Annotated in this window: 21 protein-coding genes; 12 read left to right on the forward strand and 9 right to left on the reverse strand. The window is 71.3% G+C overall.

The window, feature by feature from the left end; all coding sequences use genetic code 11:
• The first annotated feature begins 42 nt into the window (after nt 1–42).
• Complete coding sequence (locus RM779_RS12225; protein WP_394813283.1) at nt 43–2010, forward strand: AMP-dependent synthetase/ligase; 1968 nt, start codon at nt 43–45, stop codon at nt 2008–2010.
• Complete coding sequence (locus tag RM779_RS12230; protein ID WP_311617725.1) at nt 2007–2396, forward strand: hypothetical protein; 390 nt, start codon at nt 2007–2009, stop codon at nt 2394–2396. Before RM779_RS12225 ends, RM779_RS12230 begins: the two co-directional genes overlap by 4 nt.
• A 99-nt stretch (nt 2397–2495) precedes the next feature.
• Here the strand turns inward: RM779_RS12230 and RM779_RS12235 are convergent, their stop codons facing one another.
• Complete coding sequence (locus RM779_RS12235; RefSeq protein WP_077059682.1) at nt 2496–2699, reverse strand: cold-shock protein; 204 nt, start codon at nt 2697–2699, stop codon at nt 2496–2498.
• 233 nt (nt 2700–2932) lie between these two features.
• Here RM779_RS12235 and RM779_RS12240 point away from each other — a divergent pair, with 233 nt between their 5' ends.
• The 3 genes from RM779_RS12240 to mqnC are packed head-to-tail and all read left to right on the forward strand — an operon-like array spanning nt 2933 to nt 6674.
• The gene (locus RM779_RS12240; RefSeq protein ID WP_311617726.1) at nt 2933–3802 is read left to right on the forward strand and encodes a menaquinone biosynthetic enzyme MqnA/MqnD family protein; all 870 of its coding nucleotides are present in this window, start codon (nt 2933–2935) and stop codon (nt 3800–3802) included.
• Nucleotides 3790–5424 (forward strand): serine/threonine-protein kinase, encoded by a 1635-nt coding sequence (locus tag RM779_RS12245; RefSeq protein WP_311617727.1) that lies wholly within the window; start codon nt 3790–3792, stop codon nt 5422–5424. Before RM779_RS12240 ends, RM779_RS12245 begins: the two co-directional genes overlap by 13 nt.
• Nucleotides 5425–5477: 53 nt before the next feature.
• Complete coding sequence (gene mqnC, locus RM779_RS12250) at nt 5478–6674, forward strand: cyclic dehypoxanthinyl futalosine synthase (protein WP_311617728.1); 1197 nt, start codon at nt 5478–5480, stop codon at nt 6672–6674.
• Nucleotides 6675–6705: 31 nt separating this feature from the next.
• Here mqnC and RM779_RS12255 read toward each other — a convergent pair whose 3' ends face one another.
• The 5 genes from RM779_RS12255 to RM779_RS12275 form a co-directional block, all read right to left on the reverse strand.
• Nucleotides 6706–8046: an ABC transporter substrate-binding protein gene (locus RM779_RS12255; RefSeq protein WP_311617729.1), complete on the reverse strand. Its 1341-nt coding sequence runs from the start codon at nt 8044–8046 to the stop codon at nt 6706–6708.
• A 14-nt stretch (nt 8047–8060) separates the two neighbouring features.
• Complete coding sequence (locus RM779_RS12260) at nt 8061–9011, reverse strand: carbohydrate ABC transporter permease (RefSeq protein ID WP_311617730.1); 951 nt, start codon at nt 9009–9011, stop codon at nt 8061–8063.
• An 11-nt stretch (nt 9012–9022) separates the two neighbouring features.
• Nucleotides 9023–9937: a carbohydrate ABC transporter permease gene (locus tag RM779_RS12265; RefSeq protein WP_311617731.1), complete on the reverse strand. Its 915-nt coding sequence runs from the start codon at nt 9935–9937 to the stop codon at nt 9023–9025.
• Nucleotides 9938–10063: 126 nt separating this feature from the next.
• Nucleotides 10064–10534 (reverse strand): hypothetical protein, encoded by a 471-nt coding sequence (locus RM779_RS12270; protein ID WP_311617732.1) that lies wholly within the window; start codon nt 10532–10534, stop codon nt 10064–10066.
• A 10-nt stretch (nt 10535–10544) separates the two neighbouring features.
• Nucleotides 10545–10967, reverse strand: a complete 423-nt coding sequence (locus tag RM779_RS12275; protein ID WP_311617733.1) for a DUF4279 domain-containing protein — start codon at nt 10965–10967, stop codon at nt 10545–10547.
• Nucleotides 10968–11252: 285 nt separating this feature from the next.
• Between RM779_RS12275 and RM779_RS12280 the strand changes: the two genes are divergently transcribed.
• Nucleotides 11253–11426 carry a hypothetical protein gene (locus RM779_RS12280; protein ID WP_171987711.1) on the forward strand — a complete coding sequence of 58 codons (174 nt, stop codon included), beginning with the start codon at nt 11253–11255 and terminating at the stop codon, nt 11424–11426.
• Nucleotides 11427–11459: 33 nt separating this feature from the next.
• Here the strand turns inward: RM779_RS12280 and RM779_RS12285 are convergent, their stop codons facing one another.
• Nucleotides 11460–11804, reverse strand: coding sequence for a hypothetical protein (locus tag RM779_RS12285; protein ID WP_311617734.1), 345 nt, complete (start codon nt 11802–11804; stop codon nt 11460–11462).
• A 95-nt stretch (nt 11805–11899) separates the two neighbouring features.
• Here RM779_RS12285 and RM779_RS12290 point away from each other — a divergent pair, with 95 nt between their 5' ends.
• Together RM779_RS12290 and RM779_RS12295 are read left to right on the forward strand one after the other, a co-directional pair.
• Nucleotides 11900–12601: a demethylmenaquinone methyltransferase gene (locus RM779_RS12290; protein ID WP_311617735.1), complete on the forward strand. Its 702-nt coding sequence runs from the start codon at nt 11900–11902 to the stop codon at nt 12599–12601.
• A 45-nt stretch (nt 12602–12646) separates the two neighbouring features.
• Nucleotides 12647–13915, forward strand: a complete 1269-nt coding sequence (locus tag RM779_RS12295; protein ID WP_311617736.1) for a geranylgeranyl reductase family protein — start codon at nt 12647–12649, stop codon at nt 13913–13915.
• A gap of 65 nt (nt 13916–13980) precedes the next feature.
• Here the strand turns inward: RM779_RS12295 and RM779_RS12300 are convergent, their stop codons facing one another.
• Together RM779_RS12300 and RM779_RS12305 are read right to left on the reverse strand one after the other, a co-directional pair.
• Nucleotides 13981–14814: a C40 family peptidase gene (locus tag RM779_RS12300; RefSeq protein ID WP_311617737.1), complete on the reverse strand. Its 834-nt coding sequence runs from the start codon at nt 14812–14814 to the stop codon at nt 13981–13983.
• A 251-nt stretch (nt 14815–15065) separates the two neighbouring features.
• Nucleotides 15066–15845 carry a sulfite exporter TauE/SafE family protein gene (locus tag RM779_RS12305; protein ID WP_311618006.1) on the reverse strand — a complete coding sequence of 260 codons (780 nt, stop codon included), beginning with the start codon at nt 15843–15845 and terminating at the stop codon, nt 15066–15068.
• 323 nt (nt 15846–16168) lie between these two features.
• Here RM779_RS12305 and RM779_RS12310 point away from each other — a divergent pair, with 323 nt between their 5' ends.
• The 4 genes from RM779_RS12310 to RM779_RS12325 are packed head-to-tail and all read left to right on the forward strand — an operon-like array spanning nt 16169 to nt 19217.
• Nucleotides 16169–16528, forward strand: coding sequence for an NADH-quinone oxidoreductase subunit A (locus RM779_RS12310; protein ID WP_311617738.1), 360 nt, complete (start codon nt 16169–16171; stop codon nt 16526–16528).
• A 16-nt stretch (nt 16529–16544) separates the two neighbouring features.
• The gene (locus RM779_RS12315) at nt 16545–17099 is read left to right on the forward strand and encodes a NuoB/complex I 20 kDa subunit family protein (RefSeq protein WP_077059671.1); all 555 of its coding nucleotides are present in this window, start codon (nt 16545–16547) and stop codon (nt 17097–17099) included.
• 52 nt (nt 17100–17151) lie between these two features.
• Nucleotides 17152–17880 carry an NADH-quinone oxidoreductase subunit C gene (locus RM779_RS12320; protein ID WP_311617739.1) on the forward strand — a complete coding sequence of 243 codons (729 nt, stop codon included), beginning with the start codon at nt 17152–17154 and terminating at the stop codon, nt 17878–17880.
• The gene (locus tag RM779_RS12325; RefSeq protein ID WP_394813289.1) at nt 17877–19217 is read left to right on the forward strand and encodes an NADH-quinone oxidoreductase subunit D; all 1341 of its coding nucleotides are present in this window, start codon (nt 17877–17879) and stop codon (nt 19215–19217) included. Before RM779_RS12320 ends, RM779_RS12325 begins: the two co-directional genes overlap by 4 nt.
• The last annotated feature ends 29 nt before the right edge of the window (nt 19218–19246 follow it).

Below are 19246 nucleotides of genomic sequence, written 5' to 3' on the forward strand. Positions count from 1 at the left end.
GGTCAAGCCCGCCTGGGCGGTGCAGAATCCGAAGGGCCCCGCATGGGGCAGCACCCGGAGGCCGCCATCATGTCATCAGGGAACGTGCACGCCGCGCCAACGGCGCCGCGGCTGGTCCGCCCCGAGTTGCGTCGCGAGAACGGCGTTGTCACCAGCGCGTTCGTGCCGACGCTCGCACCCGCAGTCGAGCAAGGGAGCCTCGCCGACGTACCGTTCGTCAACGCCTACGAGGCGCCCGATGCGGTGACTCTCAGCCGCCGTCACCGCGACGGAACCTGGCGCGATGTCACCTGTAGGGAGTTCGCCGCCGAAGTGGTCGCGGTCGCCAAGGGGTTGATCGCCCATGGGCTGCGCCCGGGTGACCGGCTGGCCATCATGTCCCGCACCCGCTACGAGTGGACGCTGCTGGATTTCGCCGCCTGGGCGGCGGGGCTCATCACCGTTCCCGTCTACCCGACCTCGTCGCCGGTCCAGGTCGGCTGGATTCTGCACGACTCGGGGGCGCGCGCGTGCGCGGTGGAGGGCGTGCAGGAGGCGCGCACGCTCACCGCGGTCCGGCACGAGCTGCCAGGGCTCGAACACGTGTGGCAGCTCACCGCGATGTCGGGGAACGAGACCAGCGCCATCGGCCAGATCTCCGCCGCGGGGCACGACGTTCCGGACACGGCGGTCGCGGAGCGCCGCGCGCTGCTCTCGCCCTGGCTGGCCGCCACCCTCATCTACACCTCGGGCACCACCGGGGAGCCGAAGGGCTGCGTGCTCACCCACGCCAACCTCTTCGCCGAGGTGGACAACGCCATCGAGCTGCTCTACCCCGTGTTCAGGTCGCTGACCGACGAGCCCGCCTCGACGCTGCTGTTCCTGCCGCTGGCCCATGTGCTGGGCCGCACGGTCGCCCTCGGCTGCGTCAGGGCCCGCGTCCGGCTCGGTCACGCGCCCAGTGTGCGGACCGAGGACCTGCTGGCCGACCTGGCGAGCTTCCGGCCGACGTTCCTCTTCGCCATTCCCCACCTGCTGGAAAAGGTCTTCAATACCGGTCGCGCCACCGCGGAGAAGTCGGGCCGCGCCGGAGCCTTCGACCGGGCGGCCCGGGTCGCGCAAAAGTACGGCGCCGCCGCCGAGGCCATGCAGCACGGTGGGACCGCGAGGCCGGGGCTCGGGCTGCGCGCGGCCCGCAGCCTGTACGACCCGCTGGTGTACCGCCGGATCAGGACCGCGCTCGGCGGCAGGCTGCGGCACGTCGTCTGCGGCGGCTCGCCGCTCGGCCGCCGCCTGAGCACGTTCTTCGAGGGCGCGGGCGTGTCCATCTACGAGGGGTACGGGCTGACCGAGACCGCCGCGGCCGCCACCGTCACGCCGCCGAACGCGCCGCGCATCGGCACCGTCGGCTGGCCGATGCCGGGGACCGCCGTCGGCATCGCCCCGGACGGGGAGGTCCTGGTGCGCGGCCCGCAGGTGTTCGGCGGTTACTGGAACGCGGAGCGCGGCGAGGTGACGCCGGCCACCGACGCCGGCGGCTGGCTCGCCACCGGCGACCTCGGCTCCCTCGACGAGGACGGGTACCTGACCATCACCGGCCGCAAGAAGGACCTCATCGTCACCTCGGGCGGCAAGAACGTGGCCCCGGGGCCGCTGGAAGACACCTTGCGGGCGCACCCGCTGATCAGCCAGTGCCTGGTGGTCGGCGACGACCGCCCGCACCTGACGGCGCTGCTCACGCTCGACGCGGAGGGCCTGGCGCACTGGCAGCAGGTCACCGGCCGGCGGCGCGCCCCCGCGGACGAGCTGGCGCGCGACCCCGAGCTGCACCAGCATCTCCAGCGCGCGGTGGACGAGGCGAACGCCCTGGTCTCCGCCGCCGAGTCGATCCGCGGATTCCACGTGCTGGCCCGCGACTTCACGGTCGAATCCGGGCATCTGACACCCTCGATGAAGCTGCGCAGGGCCGCGGTGCTGCGCGATTTCGCGGACGAGGTGGACGGGCTCTACCGGGCAGGGGAGACGGCGTGACGCGGGAGTTCGCGCATGTGCGGTGGATCGGCGGTGGCACCGGCGCGGGGAAGAGCACCGTGACCGGGCTGCTGGCGCGCGGCCGGGAGGTGACGGTCTACGACGGCGACGCGGGCGAGGCCGGGTACCTGGCGCGCTGCACCCCGCGGGGGCAGCCCCGGCTGCACGCGCTGGCGCGGCAGTCCCCGGTCGAGAAGTGGGTCGCGCCGACGCCCGAGGAGGTGTTCGCGGCCATGCCGAGCCTGCACGGTGAGACGTTCCCGCTGGTGCTCGAGGACCTGCGGGCCCTGCCCGCCGGCCGGCCGCTGCTCGTGGACGACTTCCTCCCCCCGGACGGAGTCTGGGGGAGGGACTTGGCCGGGAGGCTGGCCGACGCGTTCTTCTGACGGCTGGTAGGGCCCGGCGCGCACGCCGAAGCCCCCGCCCGGCGGGGCGGGGGCTTCGGCGCTTACGTGGTCCGTCCTGCGGCCGGGTGGCTGCTGGCCTCAGACGACGGTGACATTCTCCGCCTGCGGGCCCTTCGGGCCCTGGGTGACGTCGAAGGTCACGGCCTGGCTCTCCTCAAGAGAGCGGAAACCGTTGGCATTGATTGCGGAGTAGTGAACGAAGACATCGGGGCCGCCGCCATCCTGGGCGATGAATCCAAAGCCCTTCTCGGCGTTGAACCACTTGACGGTTCCGGTAGCCATAAGCCCTCCTTGGGCCTAAAAAGGGTCGCCCTGCTCCAGAACCCACATGAAGCCTGAAAACGACGAAAGCCCGCGGTCACATGCTCCGCAGGCTCGTACTGCAAGGGAAACCAAACTGCAACTCGCTGTGAGCCTAGCACGCGCTGTGCACGGCCGGAAGAGGAAAGATCACCCCCGGAGGGGGTCCTTCCCTGGCCGCTGGCTCGCATGCCCTGAGGCGTACCCTCCGAAGGGTGACTACACACCACCGGTTCCGCCCCCGTGTCGGCCACATCCAGTTCCTCAACTGCCTCCCCCTCTACTGGGGCCTCGCCAGGAGCGGCAGTCTGCTGGACCTGGAGCTGACGAAGGACACCCCGGAGAAGCTGGGGGAACGTCTGGTGAACGGCGAGCTGGACATCGGCCCGGTGTCCCTCGTGGACTTCCTGGACCATGCGGACGAGCTGGTCGCGCTCCCGGACATCGCCGTCGGCTGCGACGGCCCCGTCATGTCGTGCGTGATCGTTTCTCAGGTTCCGCTGGACCGCCTCGACGGGGCGCGCGTGGCTCTGGGCTCCACCTCCCGCACCTCCGTACGCCTGGCGCGGCTGCTGCTGGCCGAGCGGCACGGCGTCGCCCCCGACTACTACACCTGCCCGCCCGACCTCGGGCTGATGATGCAGGAGGCGGAGGCCGCCGTTCTCATCGGTGACGCGGCGCTGCGCGCCTCGCTGCACGACGCCCCACGGCTCGGCCTTGAGGTGCACGACCTGGGGCGGATGTGGCATGAGTGGACGGGGCTGCCGTTCGTCTTCGCCGCCTGGGGCGTGCGCCGCGACTACCTCGCGCGCGAGGAGGAGACGGTGCATCAGGTCCACCGGGCGTTCCTCGACTCGCGCGACCTGTCCCTCGCCGAGGTCGGCAAGGTCGCCGAGCAGGCCGCCCGCTGGGAGGACTTCGACGCCGAGGTGCTCGAACGGTACTTCACGACGCTCGACTACCGGCTCGGCCGGCGGCAGCTCGAAGGCGTCGCCGAGTTCGCCCGCCGCGTCGGCCGGGCGGAGGACGCCGGGCGCGTCGCCCTCCTCGAATCCTCACCGGGGACGCGCCCATGGAGCCGCTGAGCGCGGACGATCCGCGGCGCATCGGCACCTACCAGGTGATCGGGCGGCTGGGCAAAGGCGGCATGGGCCGGGTGTACCTGGGCCGCAGCGCCGGGGGCCGGACGGTCGCGATCAAGGTGGTGCACCCGCACTTCGCGGCGGACGAGGCCTTCCGGGCCAGGTTCGCCAGGGAGGTGGCCGCGGCCCGGCTGGTCGGCGGGGACTGGACGGCGCCGGTGCTCGACGCCGATCCGGCGGCCGACGTGCCGTGGGTGGCGACCGGCTACGTGGCGGGCCCGGACCTGCACGGCGCGGTCCAGGCGCACGGGCCGCTGCCGCGGCGCGGCGTCATGGCCCTGGGCGCGGGCCTCGCCGAGGCGCTGGCCGCCGTGCACGCGCGGGGCCTGGTGCACCGGGACGTCAAACCGTCGAACGTGCTGCTGTCCCTGGAGGGGCCGCGGCTGATCGACTTCGGGATCGCGCGGGCCAGCGAGGCCACGGCCCAGCTGACGGCGACCGGGGTGACGGTCGGCTCGCCCGGCTACATGGCGCCCGAGCAGGTGGTGGGCGGGCAGGTGGGCCCGGCGTCCGACGTGTTCTCCTTCGGCGCGGTGCTGGCGTACGCGGCGGGCGGGCGCGCGCCGTTCCCCGGGGACACCCCGGCGCAGCTGCTGTACCAGGTGGTGCACGAGGAGCCGCGGCTGGACGGGGTGCCGGAGTGGCTGCGCGGTCTGGTCACGGCCTGCCTGGCGAAGGACGCCGCGGCGCGGCCCGCGCCGCGGGAGGTGGCGGTGGCGTGCGCGGGCGAGGGAGGCGCGGCGGCCCTGGTGGCGCCGGGCTGGCTGCCGCAGCCGGTGGTGGAGGATGTCAGCCGCCGCGCGGTCGCGTTGCTGAACCTGGAGGCCACGGCGCCCCCGCCCGCGCCGGGCCAGTACCCGACGCCGCCTCCCACACCCACACCCACACCCACACCCACGTCCGCCCCGACGCCGCCGCCGGTGACGCAGCCGTCGACGCCGTACGGGCCGCCGGTGCCCGCCGCGGGACCGTACGCGACGCAACCGGGGGACGGTCCGCCGCCGTGGCCCACCCCGCCGTACGTGACGCGGTCCGCGACGCCGTCGCCCGCGCCCCCGCGGCGGTCCCGGCGGTGGCTGATCGTGCCGGCCGCGGCGGTCGCCGTGGCCGCGCTGGTGGCCGCCGCGTTCCTGACGGGGCTGGTGGGCGGCTCCGACGAGGAGGGCGGCAGCGGTGGCACCGGGGGGAGCGGCGGGAACGGGGGCGACGGCGAGGGAACGGTGCCCGAGGAGTTCATCGGCTCCTGGTCGGGGGACATCCGTATCGGCGGAATGGCCATGGGGCCCCTGGACGTCACGCTGGAGCAGGGCGCGGTCGGCGAGGAGGTCGGGACCGTGCAGTCCTCGGACGTCATGGGCCTCTCGCAGTGCGTGGACCGGCTGACGCTCACCGAGGCCGGCGCGGACGAGCTGACGTTCGACTCGCTGATCGACCAGGAGGAGTCGCGGGGCGGCGACGGGGTGTGCAACCAGGAGCCGGGGCGGGTCACGCTGACGATCGACGAGCAGGGCGTGATGCACTACCGCAGCGACGAGCTGGAGGGGGATCTGCACCAGTTGCGGTGAACCGGGGTGACGTACGCTGGTCCGGCCGCTGTCGTGAGGAAGGGATCGCATCCATGGGGCAGAGCGCCGAGCTTCGACACGTGCTCGACCGCGCCGCGGAGGGCGGGCGGATCAGTCCCGAGGAGGCGCTGGACCTGTACCGTTCCGCGCCCCTGCACGCCCTGGGGCGGGCGGCGGACGCCGTGCGTCGGCGGCGCTACGCGGGCACGGAGCACATCGCCACGTACATCATCGAGCGCAACATCAACTACACCAACGCCTGCGTGACGGCCTGCAAGTTCTGCGCGTTCTACGCCGCGCCCAAGAGCGACGGCGTGTGGACCCGGGACCTGGACGACATCCTGCGGCGCTGCGCGGAGACGGTGGCGCTCGGCGGCACCCAGATCATGTTCCAGGGCGGTCACCACCCGGACTACGGAGTCGAGTACTACGAGCGGCACTTCGCGGCGATCAAGAAGGAGTTCCCCCAGCTGGTGATCCACTCACTCGGCGCCTCCGAGGTGGAGCACATGGCGCGGATCTCCGGGGTGACGGCCGAGGAGGCGATCCGCCGCATCCACGCCGCCGGGCTCGACTCGTTCGCCGGCGCGGGCGCCGAGCTGCTGCCCGCCCGCCCGCGGAAGGCCATCGCGCCGCTGAAGGAGTCGGGCGAGCGCTGGCTTGAGATCATGGAGTCGGCGCACCGGCTGGGCGTCGAGTCCACCTCGACGATGCTGATGGGCACCGGGGAGACCAACGCGGAACGGATCGAGCACCTGCGGATGATCCGCGACGTGCAGGACCGCACCGGCGGCTTCCGCGCGTTCATCCCGTACACCTACCAGCCGGAGAACAACCACCTGAAGGGCCGCACGCAGGCCACCCTCTTCGAGTACCTGCGGATCATCGCGATCGCGCGGATCTTCCTCGACAACGTGGCGCACATCCAGGGCTCGTGGCTGACCACGGGCAAGGAGGTCGGCCAGCTGTCGCTGCACTACGGCGCCGACGACCTGGGCTCGGTGATGCTGGAGGAGAACGTGGTCTCCTCGGCCGGGGCGAAGCACCGGTCGAACCGGCTGGAGCTGCTGCACCTGATCCGCGCGGCCGGCCGCGTTCCGGCGCAGCGCGCCACCACCTACGAGCACCTGGTGGTGCACGAGGACCCGGCGCAGGACCCGGTGGACGACCGGGTGGTGTCGCACCTGTCCTCGACGGCGATCGAGGGCGGCACGGCCCACCCGGAGCTGAAGGTCGTCGCGGCCAACTGAGGCCGCCGCACCGGGAGTCTCACCGGGAGTCTCACCGGAACAGGTCGTTGATCTCCTCGTTCACCCCCGTCAGCGAGTCGACGGGGGCCCGGCCCGACATCACCGCCTCCAGGGCGGGCACCATGAGGGCCCCGATGTCACCGGCGTTGCCGGTGATGGGGAAGAGGAACGTGGTGCCGTCCTCGACGTGGTCGGTGAACGGGGACACGTCGATGCCGTCCTCGGCGAACTCCTCCTGCGCCGTCTCCCACGCCTCGGTGATGGCGGGGAAGACCACCTGGTGCTCCCCGACGACCCGCTGGCACGCGGGCGACGCCAGGTAGCTGACCCACTGCCAGGACGCCTCGGGGCTGTCCGTGCCGGCCCAGATGGAGTCGGCGAGTCCGTTGAACATGCTGGCGCGGCTGCCGGTGGGGCCCACCGGGGTGGGGGCGATGCCCGCGTTCAGGCCCTCGTAGCCGAAGATCGAGCTGGTCATCCAGCTGCCGTGGGTGATCATGGCGGCGTTGCCCGCGGCGAGCTGGTCGGGGGACTCCAGGCCGGTCTGGGCGGCGAGGCTCGGCATGTAGCCCTTGTCGACCAGGCCCTTCCACCAGGCGATGGTCTCCTGGAACGCCGGGTCGTCGTAGTTGAACGCGGTGCCCCACGGGTTGCGGTCGGTGGCCTGCCAGCCGTTGGCGACGGCGTACATGGACCACTGCGTCTGGCCGTGGTTGTAGTCGACGGGCATCTCCAGCCACAGCCCGTAGGTGCGCACGTTGTTCTTGTCGAATCCGGGCTCGTCGCCGCGCACGCCGTTGTCGTCCACGGTGAGGCGGGCGATGACGTCCTCGTAGGTGCCGCCGTCCCGCGGGTTCCAGGTGAGGCCGTTCAGCTGTTCCTCGGCGAGGCCGGCCGCCTCGGCCATGTCCTTGTTGTAGAAGAGGCCGACGGCGTCCCAGTCCTTGGGCAGGCCGTAGCGGTGGCCGTCCTCGCCGACCCACAGGTCGGCCAGGCCCTCCTCGTAGATGTCGAGCGGCAGTTCGTCCCGTTCGACGTAAGTGTCGAGCGGGAGCAGCAGGTCGCGCGTGACGTACTCGGGGTAGCGCGAGAGGTGGTCGGTGAAGACGTCGGGGGCGGATTCGGAGACGAAGCCGAGCGTCAGGCCGGTCCAGTAGTTGTCCCAGCCGCGCTGCTCGATCTCGATGTCGATGTCCGGGTGGGCGGCCTCGAAGTCGTCGGCGCACCGCTGGTAGGCGGGCTGCTGGTTGGCGTCCCACAGCCAGTACGTGACCGTTTCCGAGCCGCCGTCCGCGCCGGCGCCGCCGCCGCAGGCGGACAGGACGAGGGCGCCGGCCGCCGCGCCGGCCGTCCATGCGCGGGTCTGATGCATCGCTGCCGCACCTCCTACTTCATGCCGGTGAACTGGATGGAGTTGACGATCTTCCGGCCGAAGGCGAGGAAGAGGAGCATGGTCGGCACCGCGGCCACCAGGCTGGCCGCCATCAGCCCGGCCCAGTCGGGCCCGGTCTGGGGCGTCGCGGTGCGGAACGCGGCGAGCGCGACGGTGAGCGGCCGGACGCTCTCGTCCTGGCCGACGAGCTGCGGCCAGAAGTACTCGTTCCACGCGTTGATGAACGTGAGGATGGCGAGCGTGACCATCGGCGCGGCACTCATCGGCAGGATGATGCGGAAGAAGATCCGGAAGTAGCCGGCGCCGTCGATCATGGCGGCCTCCTCCATCTCGCGGCTGATGCCGAGGAAGAACTGCCGCAGGAAGAACACCGCGAACGGCGTCATGAAGAAGAACGGCGCGACGATGCCGGGGTAGGTGTTGAGCAGGCCGAGGTCCTTGATCAGCACGAAGTTCGGCAGCATCGAGAAGACCGGCGGCACCATCAGCGCGGTGATGAACGCGAAGAACACCTTGTCGCGGCCCGGCCAGCGAAGGCGCGCGAACGCGTAGGCCGCCAGCGCGCTGAAGAAGACCTGGCCCACGGTGATGGCCGTGGAGATGATCACCGAGTTGCGCAGGTAGGTCCAGAACGCGAGGGACGCGCCGGAGCCGCCCTCCGCCTGCGCCTCCTCGGTGGTCGCCGTGCCGAGCACGCGCTCCAGCGGCCCCCAGGTGAAGTCGATGGGCAGCGGCGAGTCCGGATCGGTGAACAGCGTGCGGTTGTTGGACAGCGCGGTGCGCAGCATCCACAGGAACGGCGCCAGGCTGATGACAATGAAGAGGAACAGGACGAGCCAGGCCACCAGACGGCCGGCACTCGGGCGCGGCCGCCCGCCCGGGCTGTCCGCGGGCGCGCCGGAACCGGCCGGGTCGCCGGTGGCCGGCTGCACGACAGCGGTCATCGTGGCCTCCTTCAGGACTGGTCGGACTCGCCCGCGCGCAGCAGCTTCAGCTGCGCGAAGGCGACGCCGGCGAGGATGAGGAACAGGACGACCGAGATGGCCGAGGCGTAGCCGAAGTCGAAGCGGGTGAACGCCTGGTCGAAGATGTAGTACTGGATCACGCGGGTGGCGTCGACGGGACCGCCCTGGGTGGTGACGGCGACGGTGTCGAAGATCTGCCAGGAGCCGATGACGGTCAGCACCAGCACCAGCGCGAGCACCGGCCGCAGCAGCGGCAGCGTGATGCGGAAGAAGATGCGGAACTCGCCGGCGCCGTCCACGGCCGCCGCCTCGTACACGTCGCGGTTGATGGTCTGGAGCCCGGCGAAGATCAGCAGGGCCGTGTAGCCCATGTGACGCCAGACGTTGATGCCCGCGATGGTGGGGATGGCCCACGCCTCGTCACCGAAGAAGCCGATGGCGTCGATGCCGATCCAGCCGAGCATCTGGTTGATGATCCCCAGGTTGTAGTCGGCCATCCAGTACCAGACCAGGGCGACGACGACGTTGGAGATGAGGTAGGGCAGCAGAATGAGGCCGCGGATCACGGTGGAACGGGTCAGCCGGTGGAGGAGCACGGCGAGCGCGAGTGCGACGACGGTCTGCACCCCGATGTTGAGGACGACGTATTTCAGGGTGACCCACAGGGAGTTCCAGAAGACGTCGTCCGTCAGCAGCCTGCGGTAGTTGTCGAGGCCCGAGAAGTCCGGCGCGGTGAGCAGGTCGTAGTCGGTGAAGCTGAGGTACACGCCGCGGACGGTCGGCCAGGCGTAGAAGGCGATGAAGCCGAGCAGGGCGGGCGCCAGGAAGATGAGCGCGACGCCGGCCTCCCTGCTGCGCCATCGGGGGGCGGACTCGCGTTCGCGGACACCTTGGGCGACGGCCACGGCACGCACCTCCTTGTGCTCACGGGAACTCAGGCCGTGGTCAGCGGCTTGTTGAGTCGTGAGCGGAAATGTTGTCGCCGGGCCTCTGCGCGGTCAAGGCCGCGTGCCTTCGGCTTTACCGCAGCGTTATGTGCGTGCCGGGGGTGCGGGGCGTGCGAGGGAGTCGAGAAACTCCTCCGTCCCGTTGTCCGCGGCCGACTCCGTGGTGAACGACAGCGGCAGGCCGAGCCCGGCCACGCGGGCCAGGATCTCCGCGGGCACCGTCAGCCGGCGGCCGCGGTCGACGCCGCCCGCCACGTTGATCTGCACCCGGTGCCCCTCGGCGCGCAGCGCCGCCAACTCCCCGGTGAGCGGCGCGACTCGGGGCAGCAGCGCGCCCAGCGCCCCGGGGACGTCGTCCCCCGCGGTGCGCAGTGCCCAGCAGCCGACGCCGCCGCGGAACCGCGCTCCCGCGTCGGCGTCCGCGGAGCGGCTGAAGTCGGGGGGCGTGCCGAGCCGTTGCGTGAGGTCGTCCGGATTCAGGTCGCTTTTCGTGATCAGAAGGGTCGCGGTGAGCGATTCCCAATGGTCCGCACCGTGCGCGGTGCTGCCTGCCATGACCCTTCCCCTATCGTTCGCTGCCGCTCACGCGCAGCTCCAGCGGAATACCGAGCGACGCAATGCGCAATGCGGTTTGCGGCATGATTTCGAGAACTGACCCGTTGCCCACGAATCCGAAGGCCGTGAGCGTCACCTCGTGCCCCTCCGCGGCCAGTTCGTGCAGGACCCCGGCCCGCTCCTCGACGGCGTCCACCACGCGGTCGATCTGCTCGGGCAGCCCCAGGGCCGCGGTCGAGCACTGGTAGAGCCACAGGCCGGACGGGTCCCCCGCGGGGCGCAGGCGGGCGGGCCCTGGCAGCCGGGTGGCCGTCGGGTCGAGGCCGAGCCGCGCCGTGACCGCCTGCGGGTCGAGATCGTCCTTGCGCACGACGAGCGTCGCGTCGGTGCCCGCCCATTTCCGTTCGGAATAGGTGTAACTCGCAGTAGTCACCGTGAAATCCTATCGCGCGTTTCCGGCAGGGAATCGCGCCGTTCTCCGCCACCGTGACGCATTTTCGGAGGCACCCCTACCGCCCTCGTGTACCGCCCTCGTGGCGACCCGCATAAAGTGCGGACCCTCGCCCCCGCTCCCCCGGGCGGGACGAAGAGTCACCACCTCCCCAGTAAGTCATACGCCGCGCGACCGCTCCATGCGGATTTCGTCACAGGGCTGTCGCAATCGCGCACGCGGCCCGGCCGAGGTGCGGAAGGCCGGGGCCTGCGGTCACATGGCCCCATGGACGACTTCATCGACGCCTGGACGAGACGGCTCCTCGCGAGCGCGGGCGGCGCCCTCGACGAGCGGACCGCGCGGGGCCTGGTCGCGGAGATCTACCATGCGGCGGCGCTGCGCGAGGTAGACGCCTACGAGGAGGGCGTGGCGCGCTTGGAGGCGGAACGCGAGGAGTGACCGGCGCGCGGCAACCGCGGGGCGCCGCGGCCCTCAGGCGGGGAACGTCACCGGCAGGCCGCCGAGCAGGCCCCCGATCACCTCGCCAGGCAGCTCGCGCGCCGAGGCGCCGCGGGTCAGCGGGCCGGTGACGACATCGGTGCCGAGCGCGGGGAAGTCGGCCACCTGCGTGCGCACCCCGTTCGCCAGCGGGTCGCTGCCCGTTCCGGCGAGGGGGTCGAGCTGGAGGTCGAGGGCCGGGTCGAGGGCCGCCTCCGTCGAGCCGACCACGATCGGGACGATCTGGGGAACGGGCGAGGCCGCCGCGCTGCCCGCGGACGCCAGCACGGCACCAGCCGACACGCCGGCCAGGCCGAGGGCACGGGAAAGCTGAGTCATGGCACGCACGGTAGTTGACCAGGTGCGCAGGGTTCGCCCCGGGATTCGGCAAGTCGCCCGATCGGCGTAATCGGGCATCGGGGAGAATGGGCACCGTGACTCGTGCCTCACTGGACAAGCAGCCCCGCGAAGTCGCCGCCATGTTCGACGCCGTGGCGGCGCGTTACGACCTCACCAACGACGTGCTGGCGCTCGGGCAGAACCGCCGCTGGCGCAAGGAGGTGGCGCGGGCCGTGGGGGCGCGGCCGGGGGAGACCGTGCTCGACCTGGCGGCCGGAACGGGCACCTCCGCCGAGCCGTTCGCCGCCCGCGGGGCGTTCACCGTGCCGTGTGACTTCTCCCTGGGGATGCTGACGGAGGGCAAGCGGCGCAAGCCGTGGATGCCGTTCGTCGCCGGGGACGGGACGCGGCTGCCGTTCCGGGACGGCGCCTTCGACGCGGTGACGGTCTCCTTCGGCCTGCGGAACGTGCAGGACACCGAGGCCGCGCTGCGCGAGCTGCTGCGGGTGACCGCACCCGGCGGGCGGCTCGTGGTCTGCGAGTTCAGCCACCCCACCTGGGCGCCCTTCCGCACCGTGTACACCGAGTACCTGATGCGGGCGCTGCCGCCGGTCGCCACGCGGGTGTCGAGCAGCCCCGACGCGTACGTCTACCTCGCCGAGTCCATCCGCTCCTGGCCCGACCAGGCCGGTCTCGCCGGGCGGTTGACGCGGGCCGGCTGGTCCCGCGTGGCCTGGCGCAATCTGACGGGCGGCATCGTCGCCCTGCACCGGGGCGTCAAGCCCCGCGGTGCATAGACTTCCCGCAACCCCTGACACGCCCCTTCGAATGGGAGAGCCAACGTGGCCGAGACCGCTGATGTGATCGTCGTCGGGGCCGGACCGGCCGGTTCGGCGACCGCGTTCCACCTCGCGCAGGCCGGACTTGAGGTGGCGCTGCTGGAGAAGACCGCGTTCCCGCGCGAGAAGGTCTGCGGCGACGGCCTGACGCCGCGGGCGGTGAAGCAGCTGGTGGCCATGGGCATCGACGTGTCCGAGGAGGCCGGCTGGCTGCACAACAAGGGCCTGCGCGTCATCGGCGGCGGGCAGCGGCTCCAGCTGGACTGGCCCGAGCTGGCCTCGTACCCGGACTACGGACTGGTGCGCAGGCGCGAGGACTTCGACGAGCAGCTGGCGCGCGCCGCCCAGAAGGCGGGCGCGCGGCTGTACGAGCGGTGCAACGTGTCGGGTCCGGTCCGCGACGAGCTGACCGGCCGCATCACGGGCGTCGAGGCGAAGCTCGGCGACGAGAAGAAGCGCGTCACGTTCACGGCGCCCGTCGTCGTTGCCGCCGACGGCAACTCCTCGCGGCTCTCGCTCGCGATGGGGCTGCACCGCAACGACAAGCGGCCCATGGGCGTGGCCGTGCGCACCTACTTCACCTCGCCGCGGCACGACGACGACTACCTGGAGTCCTGGTTCGAGCTGTGGGACCGCAGGGCGGACAAGGACCGGCTGCTGCCCGGCTACGGCTGGATCTTCGGCCAGGGCGACGGCACGTCGAACGTCGGCCTCGGAGTGCTGAACAGCTCCCGTTCGTTCAAGGAGCTGGACTGGCGCGAGGTGCTGCGCACCTGGTGCGAAACGCTGCCCGCCGAGTGGCAGTTCACCCCGGAGTACATGACGGGGCCGATCCGCGGGGCGGCGCTGCCGATGGCGTTCAACCGCAAGCCGCACTACGCGCGCGGGCTGATGCTGGTGGGCGACTCCGGCGGCCTGGTGAACCCGTTCAACGGCGAGGGCATCGCCTACGCCATGGAGTCCGGGCGGATCGCGGCCGAGGTCGTCAGCCAGGCGCTGGCGCGGCAGACGCCCGCGCAGCGGGAGCTGGCGCTGCGGGGCTACCCGAAGGTGCTGCGCGACACCTACGGCGGGTACTACTCGCTCGGCCGGGCGTTCGTGCAGCTGATCAGCAACCCGACGATCATGCGGGTGGCGGCGGACCGGGGGCTGAGCCACCCGGTGCTGATGCGCTTCCTGCTGAAGCTGCTGGCCAACCTGACGGACCCGACGGGCGGCGACGCGATGGACCGCGTGATCAACGGCCTGACGAAGGTGGCGCCGCGGGCATAGCCGCGAAGGTGGCGCCGCGGGCCTGGCCGCGCACGAGCGGCCCGCGGCGCCACCGGTCGTGGGCTCTACAGGACGCGGACGGCTCCGGTCGGGGCGTCCCAGCCGAGGTCGTGCTCGGCCACGCCGGTCGAGGGGTTCTGGGCGCCGATGAACGTGCCGTTCCCCGTGTACACGGCCACGTGGTAGGCGCTGCCCGCGCCGCCCCAGTAGAGGATGTCGCCGGCCTGGAGCGCGTCGAGCGACACCTGGGTGCCTTGCACCGACTGTTCGGCGGCGGTGCGCGGCAGCGAGACGCCGACCTGCGCGTAGGCGGCCTGGACCAGGCCGGAGCAGTCCCAGGAGCCGGGTCCCGAGGCGCCCATCACGTAGCCGTCGCCGAGCTGCGCGCGGACGAAGTCGACGATGGCGCTCCCGCTCCCGCCGCCGCCCGAGGCGGCGGGGGCCTCGTCGGCCGCGGCGAACGTCGTGGCCTCTGCCGCGGCCTCCGCGGCCGCCGCCTCCTGCGCCGCGGCTTCCTCGGCCGCGGCGGCCTCCTGGGCGCGGCGCTCGGCCTCGGCGCGGCGCTCCGCCTCCTCGGCGGCCGCGCGGCGCTCGGCGGCGGCTTCCTGGGCGCGGGAGACGACGCGGTCCTGCGCGCGCTGCCAGTTGTCCTGGGTGACGGCTTCGCTCGCGTACGCCTGCGTCGCGCGGGCCGCGCGGTCGGCGTGGGCGAGTGCCGTGTCGAACACCGGGAGTTCGCCGGTGGACTCGGCGGGCTTCTCGTCGGCGGAGGCAGGGGTCGTGGCACCGGTGACGGCGACCGTGCCCACGACGCCGGAGAGGACGCCGCCGCGTATGAGGCTGCTGGTGCGGGAGGCCCGGGGTTTTCGGTGCCGCCCTTGATAACGGATTGGGGACATGGAGATAACGGCTATCAGTACCTGGTGGTTGATCTCAATCAACGTGTGATGCGCCACATTCGGCGTGTACGCGGCGAGTTGCTGAGGCATATGCCCGAAGTGCCGTTTGTTACGGGCGTGGTCGCCTTCCGCGGAGACGTCCCCGTGCCCAGCGCGTTGTCCGGATTGTCCGGGCGTCGGGCGGTACCTATCACGCGGTGGGCGGCCCCATCAATGTCCGGCCCCGGCCACCGCTCCCGCCGTGGCGCACGTCACGTCCCCCACTGGTCCCAGGCGAGCCGGGCCACCAGGCCCGCGACGACCACGAGCAGGACGACGCGGACGAAGCCGCTGCCCCGCCGCAGCGCCATGTGGGCGCCCACCCAGCCGCCCGCCATGTTGAACAGCGCCATCCCCGCGGCGAGTCGCCACAGCACCGTTCCCCCGGCGGCGAAGACGGCCAGGGCGCCGAGGTTTGTGCCGACGTTCACGACCTTCGCGGTGGCGGAGGCCGTCAGCAGGTTCATGTGCAGCAGCGCCACGAGCGCGATCACGAGGAAGGTGCCGGTGCCGGGCCCCAGGATGCCGTCGTAGAAGCCGATGCCGACCCCCACCACGAGGAGCGCCGCGGCGGCCCTGCGGCGCGAGGGGGCGCCCCCGGGGGAGGTCGTGCCGAACCGCGGGCGCAGGAAGACGAATGCGGCCACCGCGAGCAGGGCGACCATGATCAACGGTTGCAGGACACGCTTGTCCACCGCTGATGCAAACAGTGCGCCGCCGCCCGCGGCGGCAAGCGCCACGGCGCCGAGACGCAGCGCGAGCCGCACATCGACCGGCGCCCTGCGGGCATAGGTGACCGCGGCGATGGACGTACCGGTGACCGCAACGGCCTTGTTGGTGCCGAGCGCGTAGGTCGGCGAGACGTCCGGCAGGCCGATGAGCAGGGCCGGAAGCTGGAGCAGGCCGCCGCCGCCGACGACCGCGTCGATCCAGCCGGCGAGCCCGGCGGCGACGCAGAGCAGGACGGCCGTCGTGAACGTTATGTCTGACACCGGCCCGACCTCTATCACCGGGTGGTCCCGGATGCGAATTTGCTCGTCCATGTTGCGTGGTGGTACAGAACGCGGTCGTCCGGCCGCGCGGATCATGCCCGAATCGGCACTTCGTACGTGATCGGCCACCATGAGTGAAACGTCCGGCCTCAAGGCGGCTTGAACGACTTGGTCGGGTGGGAGAGATCACAAGATTGTTAGGCGACCCCGTGTCGAAGGTCACAGGCATCGCAGCATAGGATGCGGGAAGCTTTGTGAACTGACTCACATAGCGATGATCACAGTGATAAGCAGTCGCCGTCGACTGGAAGGAGCGAGCTGCGGTGAACGCGTACGTTCCCATCCTCGTGCTGGGTGCCCTCGGGGCCGCCTTTGCCGTCTTCTCCGTGGTCGTGGGGGCGGTGACCGGTCCCAAGCGCTACAACCGGGCCAAGCTTGCGGCCTACGAATGCGGAGTCGAGCCGACCCCGCAGCCGGCCGGCGGCGGGCGGTTCCCCGTCAAGTACTACCTGACGGCCATGCTGTTCATCATCTTCGACATCGAGATCGTCTTTCTCTATCCCTGGGCCGTGCAGTTCGACTCGCTGGGGATGTTCGGTCTGGTGCAGATGCTGATTTTTGTCGCCCTCATCGGCGTCGCCTACGCCTACGACTGGCGTCGAGGAGGACTCGAATGGGACTGAGAGAGAGGCTTCCCTGATGGGTCTCGAAGAGAAGCTGCCCAGCGGTTTTCTGCTGAACACCGTCGAGAACCTGGCGTCGCTGGCCAGGAAGTCGTCCGTCTTCCCCGCGACGTTCGGTCTCGCCTGCTGCGCCATCGAGATGATGACCACCGGCGCCGGCCGCTACGACCTGGCGCGCTTCGGCATGGAGGTCTTCCGCGGTTCGCCGCGGCAGGCCGACCTCATGATCGTGGCCGGCCGCGTCAGCCAGAAGATGGCCCCGGTGCTGCGCCAGGTCTACGACCAGATGCCGAACCCGAAGTGGGTCATCTCCATGGGCGTCTGCGCCTCCTCGGGCGGCATGTTCAACAACTACGCGATCGTGCAGGGCGTCGACCACATCGTCCCCGTCGACATCTACCTGCCGGGCTGCCCGCCGCGTCCCGAGATGCTCATGGACGCGATCCTCAAGCTGCACGAGAAGATCCGCGGCGAGAAGCTCGGCGTCAACCGCGAGCAGGCGGCCCGCGAGGCGGAGGAGGCGGCCCTCAAGGCGCTGCCGACGATCGAGATGAAGGGGCTCCTGCGATGAGGTGCGCTCGGCGCGCGGCCGTGGGCGAAGCCGTGGAGGAAAGGGTGCTGCCGTGAGCGGCGACGAGCAGGTGAACGGGAACACAAGCACAAGCGGACCGCCGGCGCAGCGCGCGGACGCGGGCGAGCCCATCGCGCGGCGGCGCGGCATGTTCGGCGCCAACAACGGCGGCGACACCACCGGTTATGGCGGCCTGACGCGGACCGTGCACATGCCGGGCGCCTCCTCCCGGCCGTACGGCGGGTACTTCGACGAGGTCGCGGACGAGCTCGAAGGCGCGCTCGAGGAGCAGGGCACCGATCCGGCGGCCGCCATCGAGCGAACGGTGGTGGACCGCGGGGAGATCACCTTCCACATCGCCCGCGAGCACCTGCCGCAGGTCGCCCGCACGCTCCGCGACGACCCGGCGCTGCGCTTCGAGCTGTGCACCGGCGTCAGCGGCGTGCACAACCCGCACGACACGGGCCGCGAGCTGCACGCCGTCTACCACCTGCGGTCGCTGACCCACGGGCGCCTCATCCGCCTGGAGGTCAGCGCCCCGGACAGTGACCCGCACGTGCCCTCGGTCGTCGACATCTACCCGACGAACGACTGGCACGAGCGGGAGGCCTACGACTTCTTCGGCCTCATCTTCGACGGGCACCCCGCGCTGACGCGGATCATGATGCCCGACGACTGGCAGGGCCACCCGCAGCGCAAGGACTACCCGCTCGGCGGCGTACCCGTCGAGTACAAGGGCGCCCAGATCCCGGCACCCGACCAGCGGAGGTCGTACAGCTGATGACCACACACGCGACCCGGCCCGCGGGGGCCAGGGAGACGACGGAAGGCACGGTCTACACCGTCACCGGCGGCGACTGGGACGAGGTCGCCCGGGAGGTGGCCGACCGCGCCGACGACGAGAAGATCATCGTCAACATGGGGCCCCAGCACCCCTCCACCCACGGCGTGCTGCGGCTCATCCTGGAGATCGACGGCGAGACCGTCACCGAGGCCAGGGCCGGCATCGGCTACCTGCACACCGGCATCGAGAAGAACCTCGAGTACCGGACCTGGACGCAGGGGCCCACCTTCGTCACGCGCATGGACTACCTCACCCCGTTCTTCAACGAGGCGGCGTACTGCCTGGGCGTGGAGAAGCTGCTCGGCATCACCGACGACGTCCCCGACCGGGCGTCGATCATCCGCGTCCTGCTCATGGAGATCAACCGGCTGTCCTCCCACTTCGTGGCCTTCGCCACCGGCGGGATGGAGCTGGGCGCCTCCACGGTGATGATCTACGGCTTCCGCGACCGTGAAGTGTGCCTGGACATCTTCGAGCTGATCACCGGCCTGCGGATGAACCACGCGTTCATCAGGCCAGGCGGCCTCGCCCAGGACCTGCCGCCCGGCGGGATCGACGCGCTGCGCGAGTTCGTGAAGAAGATGCGCAAAAACCTGCCGGAGTACGACAAGCTCTGCACCGGCAACCCGGTCTTCAAGGCCCGGCTGAAGGACGTCGGTTACCTCGACCTGGCCGGCTGCCTCGCGCTCGGCGCCACAGGACCGGTCCTGCGCTCCGCGGGGCTGCCCCACGACCTGCGCAAGACCGACCCCTACTGCGGCTACGAGACCTACGACTTCGAGGTCCCGACGACCGACACCTGCGACTCCTTCGGCCGCTTCCTGCTGCGTCTTGAGGAGATGCACCAGTCGCTGCGGATCGTCGAGCAGTGCATCGACCGGCTCGCCGAGCCAGGACCCGTCATGGTCGCCGACAAGAAGATCGCCTGGCCCGCGCAACTCGCCCTCGGCCCCGACGGCCTGGGCAACTCGCTCGACCACATCAGGAACATCATGGGCACCTCCATGGAAGCCCTGATCCACCACTTCAAGTTGGTGACGGAGGGCTTCCGGGTCCCGCCGGGACAGGTGTACACGGCGGTGGAGTCGGCCAAGGGCGAGCTGGGGGTGCACCTGGTCAGCGACGGCGGCACGCGCCCCTACCGGGTCCACTTCCGCGATCCCTCCTTCACCAACCTCCAGTCCATGGCGGCGATGTGCGAGGGCGGCATGGTCGCCGACGTCATCGTCGCCGTGGCATCCCTCGACCCCGTGATGGGAGGCGTCGACAGGTGAGCGCCCACGAGACAGCGCGCGGGGACGTC

The organism is Streptomyces johnsoniae (assembly GCF_031845565.1).
In the GTDB taxonomy this organism is placed as follows: Bacteria; Actinomycetota; Actinomycetes; order Streptomycetales; family Streptomycetaceae; genus Streptomyces; species Streptomyces johnsoniae.

Excerpts from the sequence above, each read along its gene's own strand:
- RM779_RS12270 (WP_311617732.1), bottom strand. The coding sequence starts at position 10,534 with ATGGCAGGCAGCACCGCGCACGGTGCGGACCATTGGGAATCGCTCACC.
- RM779_RS12285 (WP_311617734.1), bottom strand. The coding sequence starts at position 11,804 with ATGACTCAGCTTTCCCGTGCCCTCGGCCTGGCCGGCGTGTCGGCTGGT.
- RM779_RS12235 (WP_077059682.1), bottom strand. The coding sequence starts at position 2,699 with ATGGCTACCGGAACCGTCAAGTGGTTCAACGCCGAGAAGGGCTTTGGA.
- RM779_RS12260 (WP_311617730.1), bottom strand. The coding sequence starts at position 9,011 with ATGACCGCTGTCGTGCAGCCGGCCACCGGCGACCCGGCCGGTTCCGGC.
- RM779_RS12225 (WP_394813283.1), top strand. The coding sequence starts at position 43 with ATGGGGCAGCACCCGGAGGCCGCCATCATGTCATCAGGGAACGTGCAC.
- RM779_RS12255 (WP_311617729.1), bottom strand. The coding sequence starts at position 8,046 with ATGCATCAGACCCGCGCATGGACGGCCGGCGCGGCGGCCGGCGCCCTC.
- mqnC (WP_311617728.1), top strand. The coding sequence starts at position 5,478 with ATGGGGCAGAGCGCCGAGCTTCGACACGTGCTCGACCGCGCCGCGGAG.
- RM779_RS12315 (WP_077059671.1), top strand. The coding sequence starts at position 16,545 with ATGGGTCTCGAAGAGAAGCTGCCCAGCGGTTTTCTGCTGAACACCGTC.
- RM779_RS12300 (WP_311617737.1), bottom strand. The coding sequence starts at position 14,814 with ATGTCCCCAATCCGTTATCAAGGGCGGCACCGAAAACCCCGGGCCTCC.
- RM779_RS12245 (WP_311617727.1), top strand. The coding sequence starts at position 3,790 with ATGGAGCCGCTGAGCGCGGACGATCCGCGGCGCATCGGCACCTACCAG.
- RM779_RS12280 (WP_171987711.1), top strand. The coding sequence starts at position 11,253 with ATGGACGACTTCATCGACGCCTGGACGAGACGGCTCCTCGCGAGCGCG.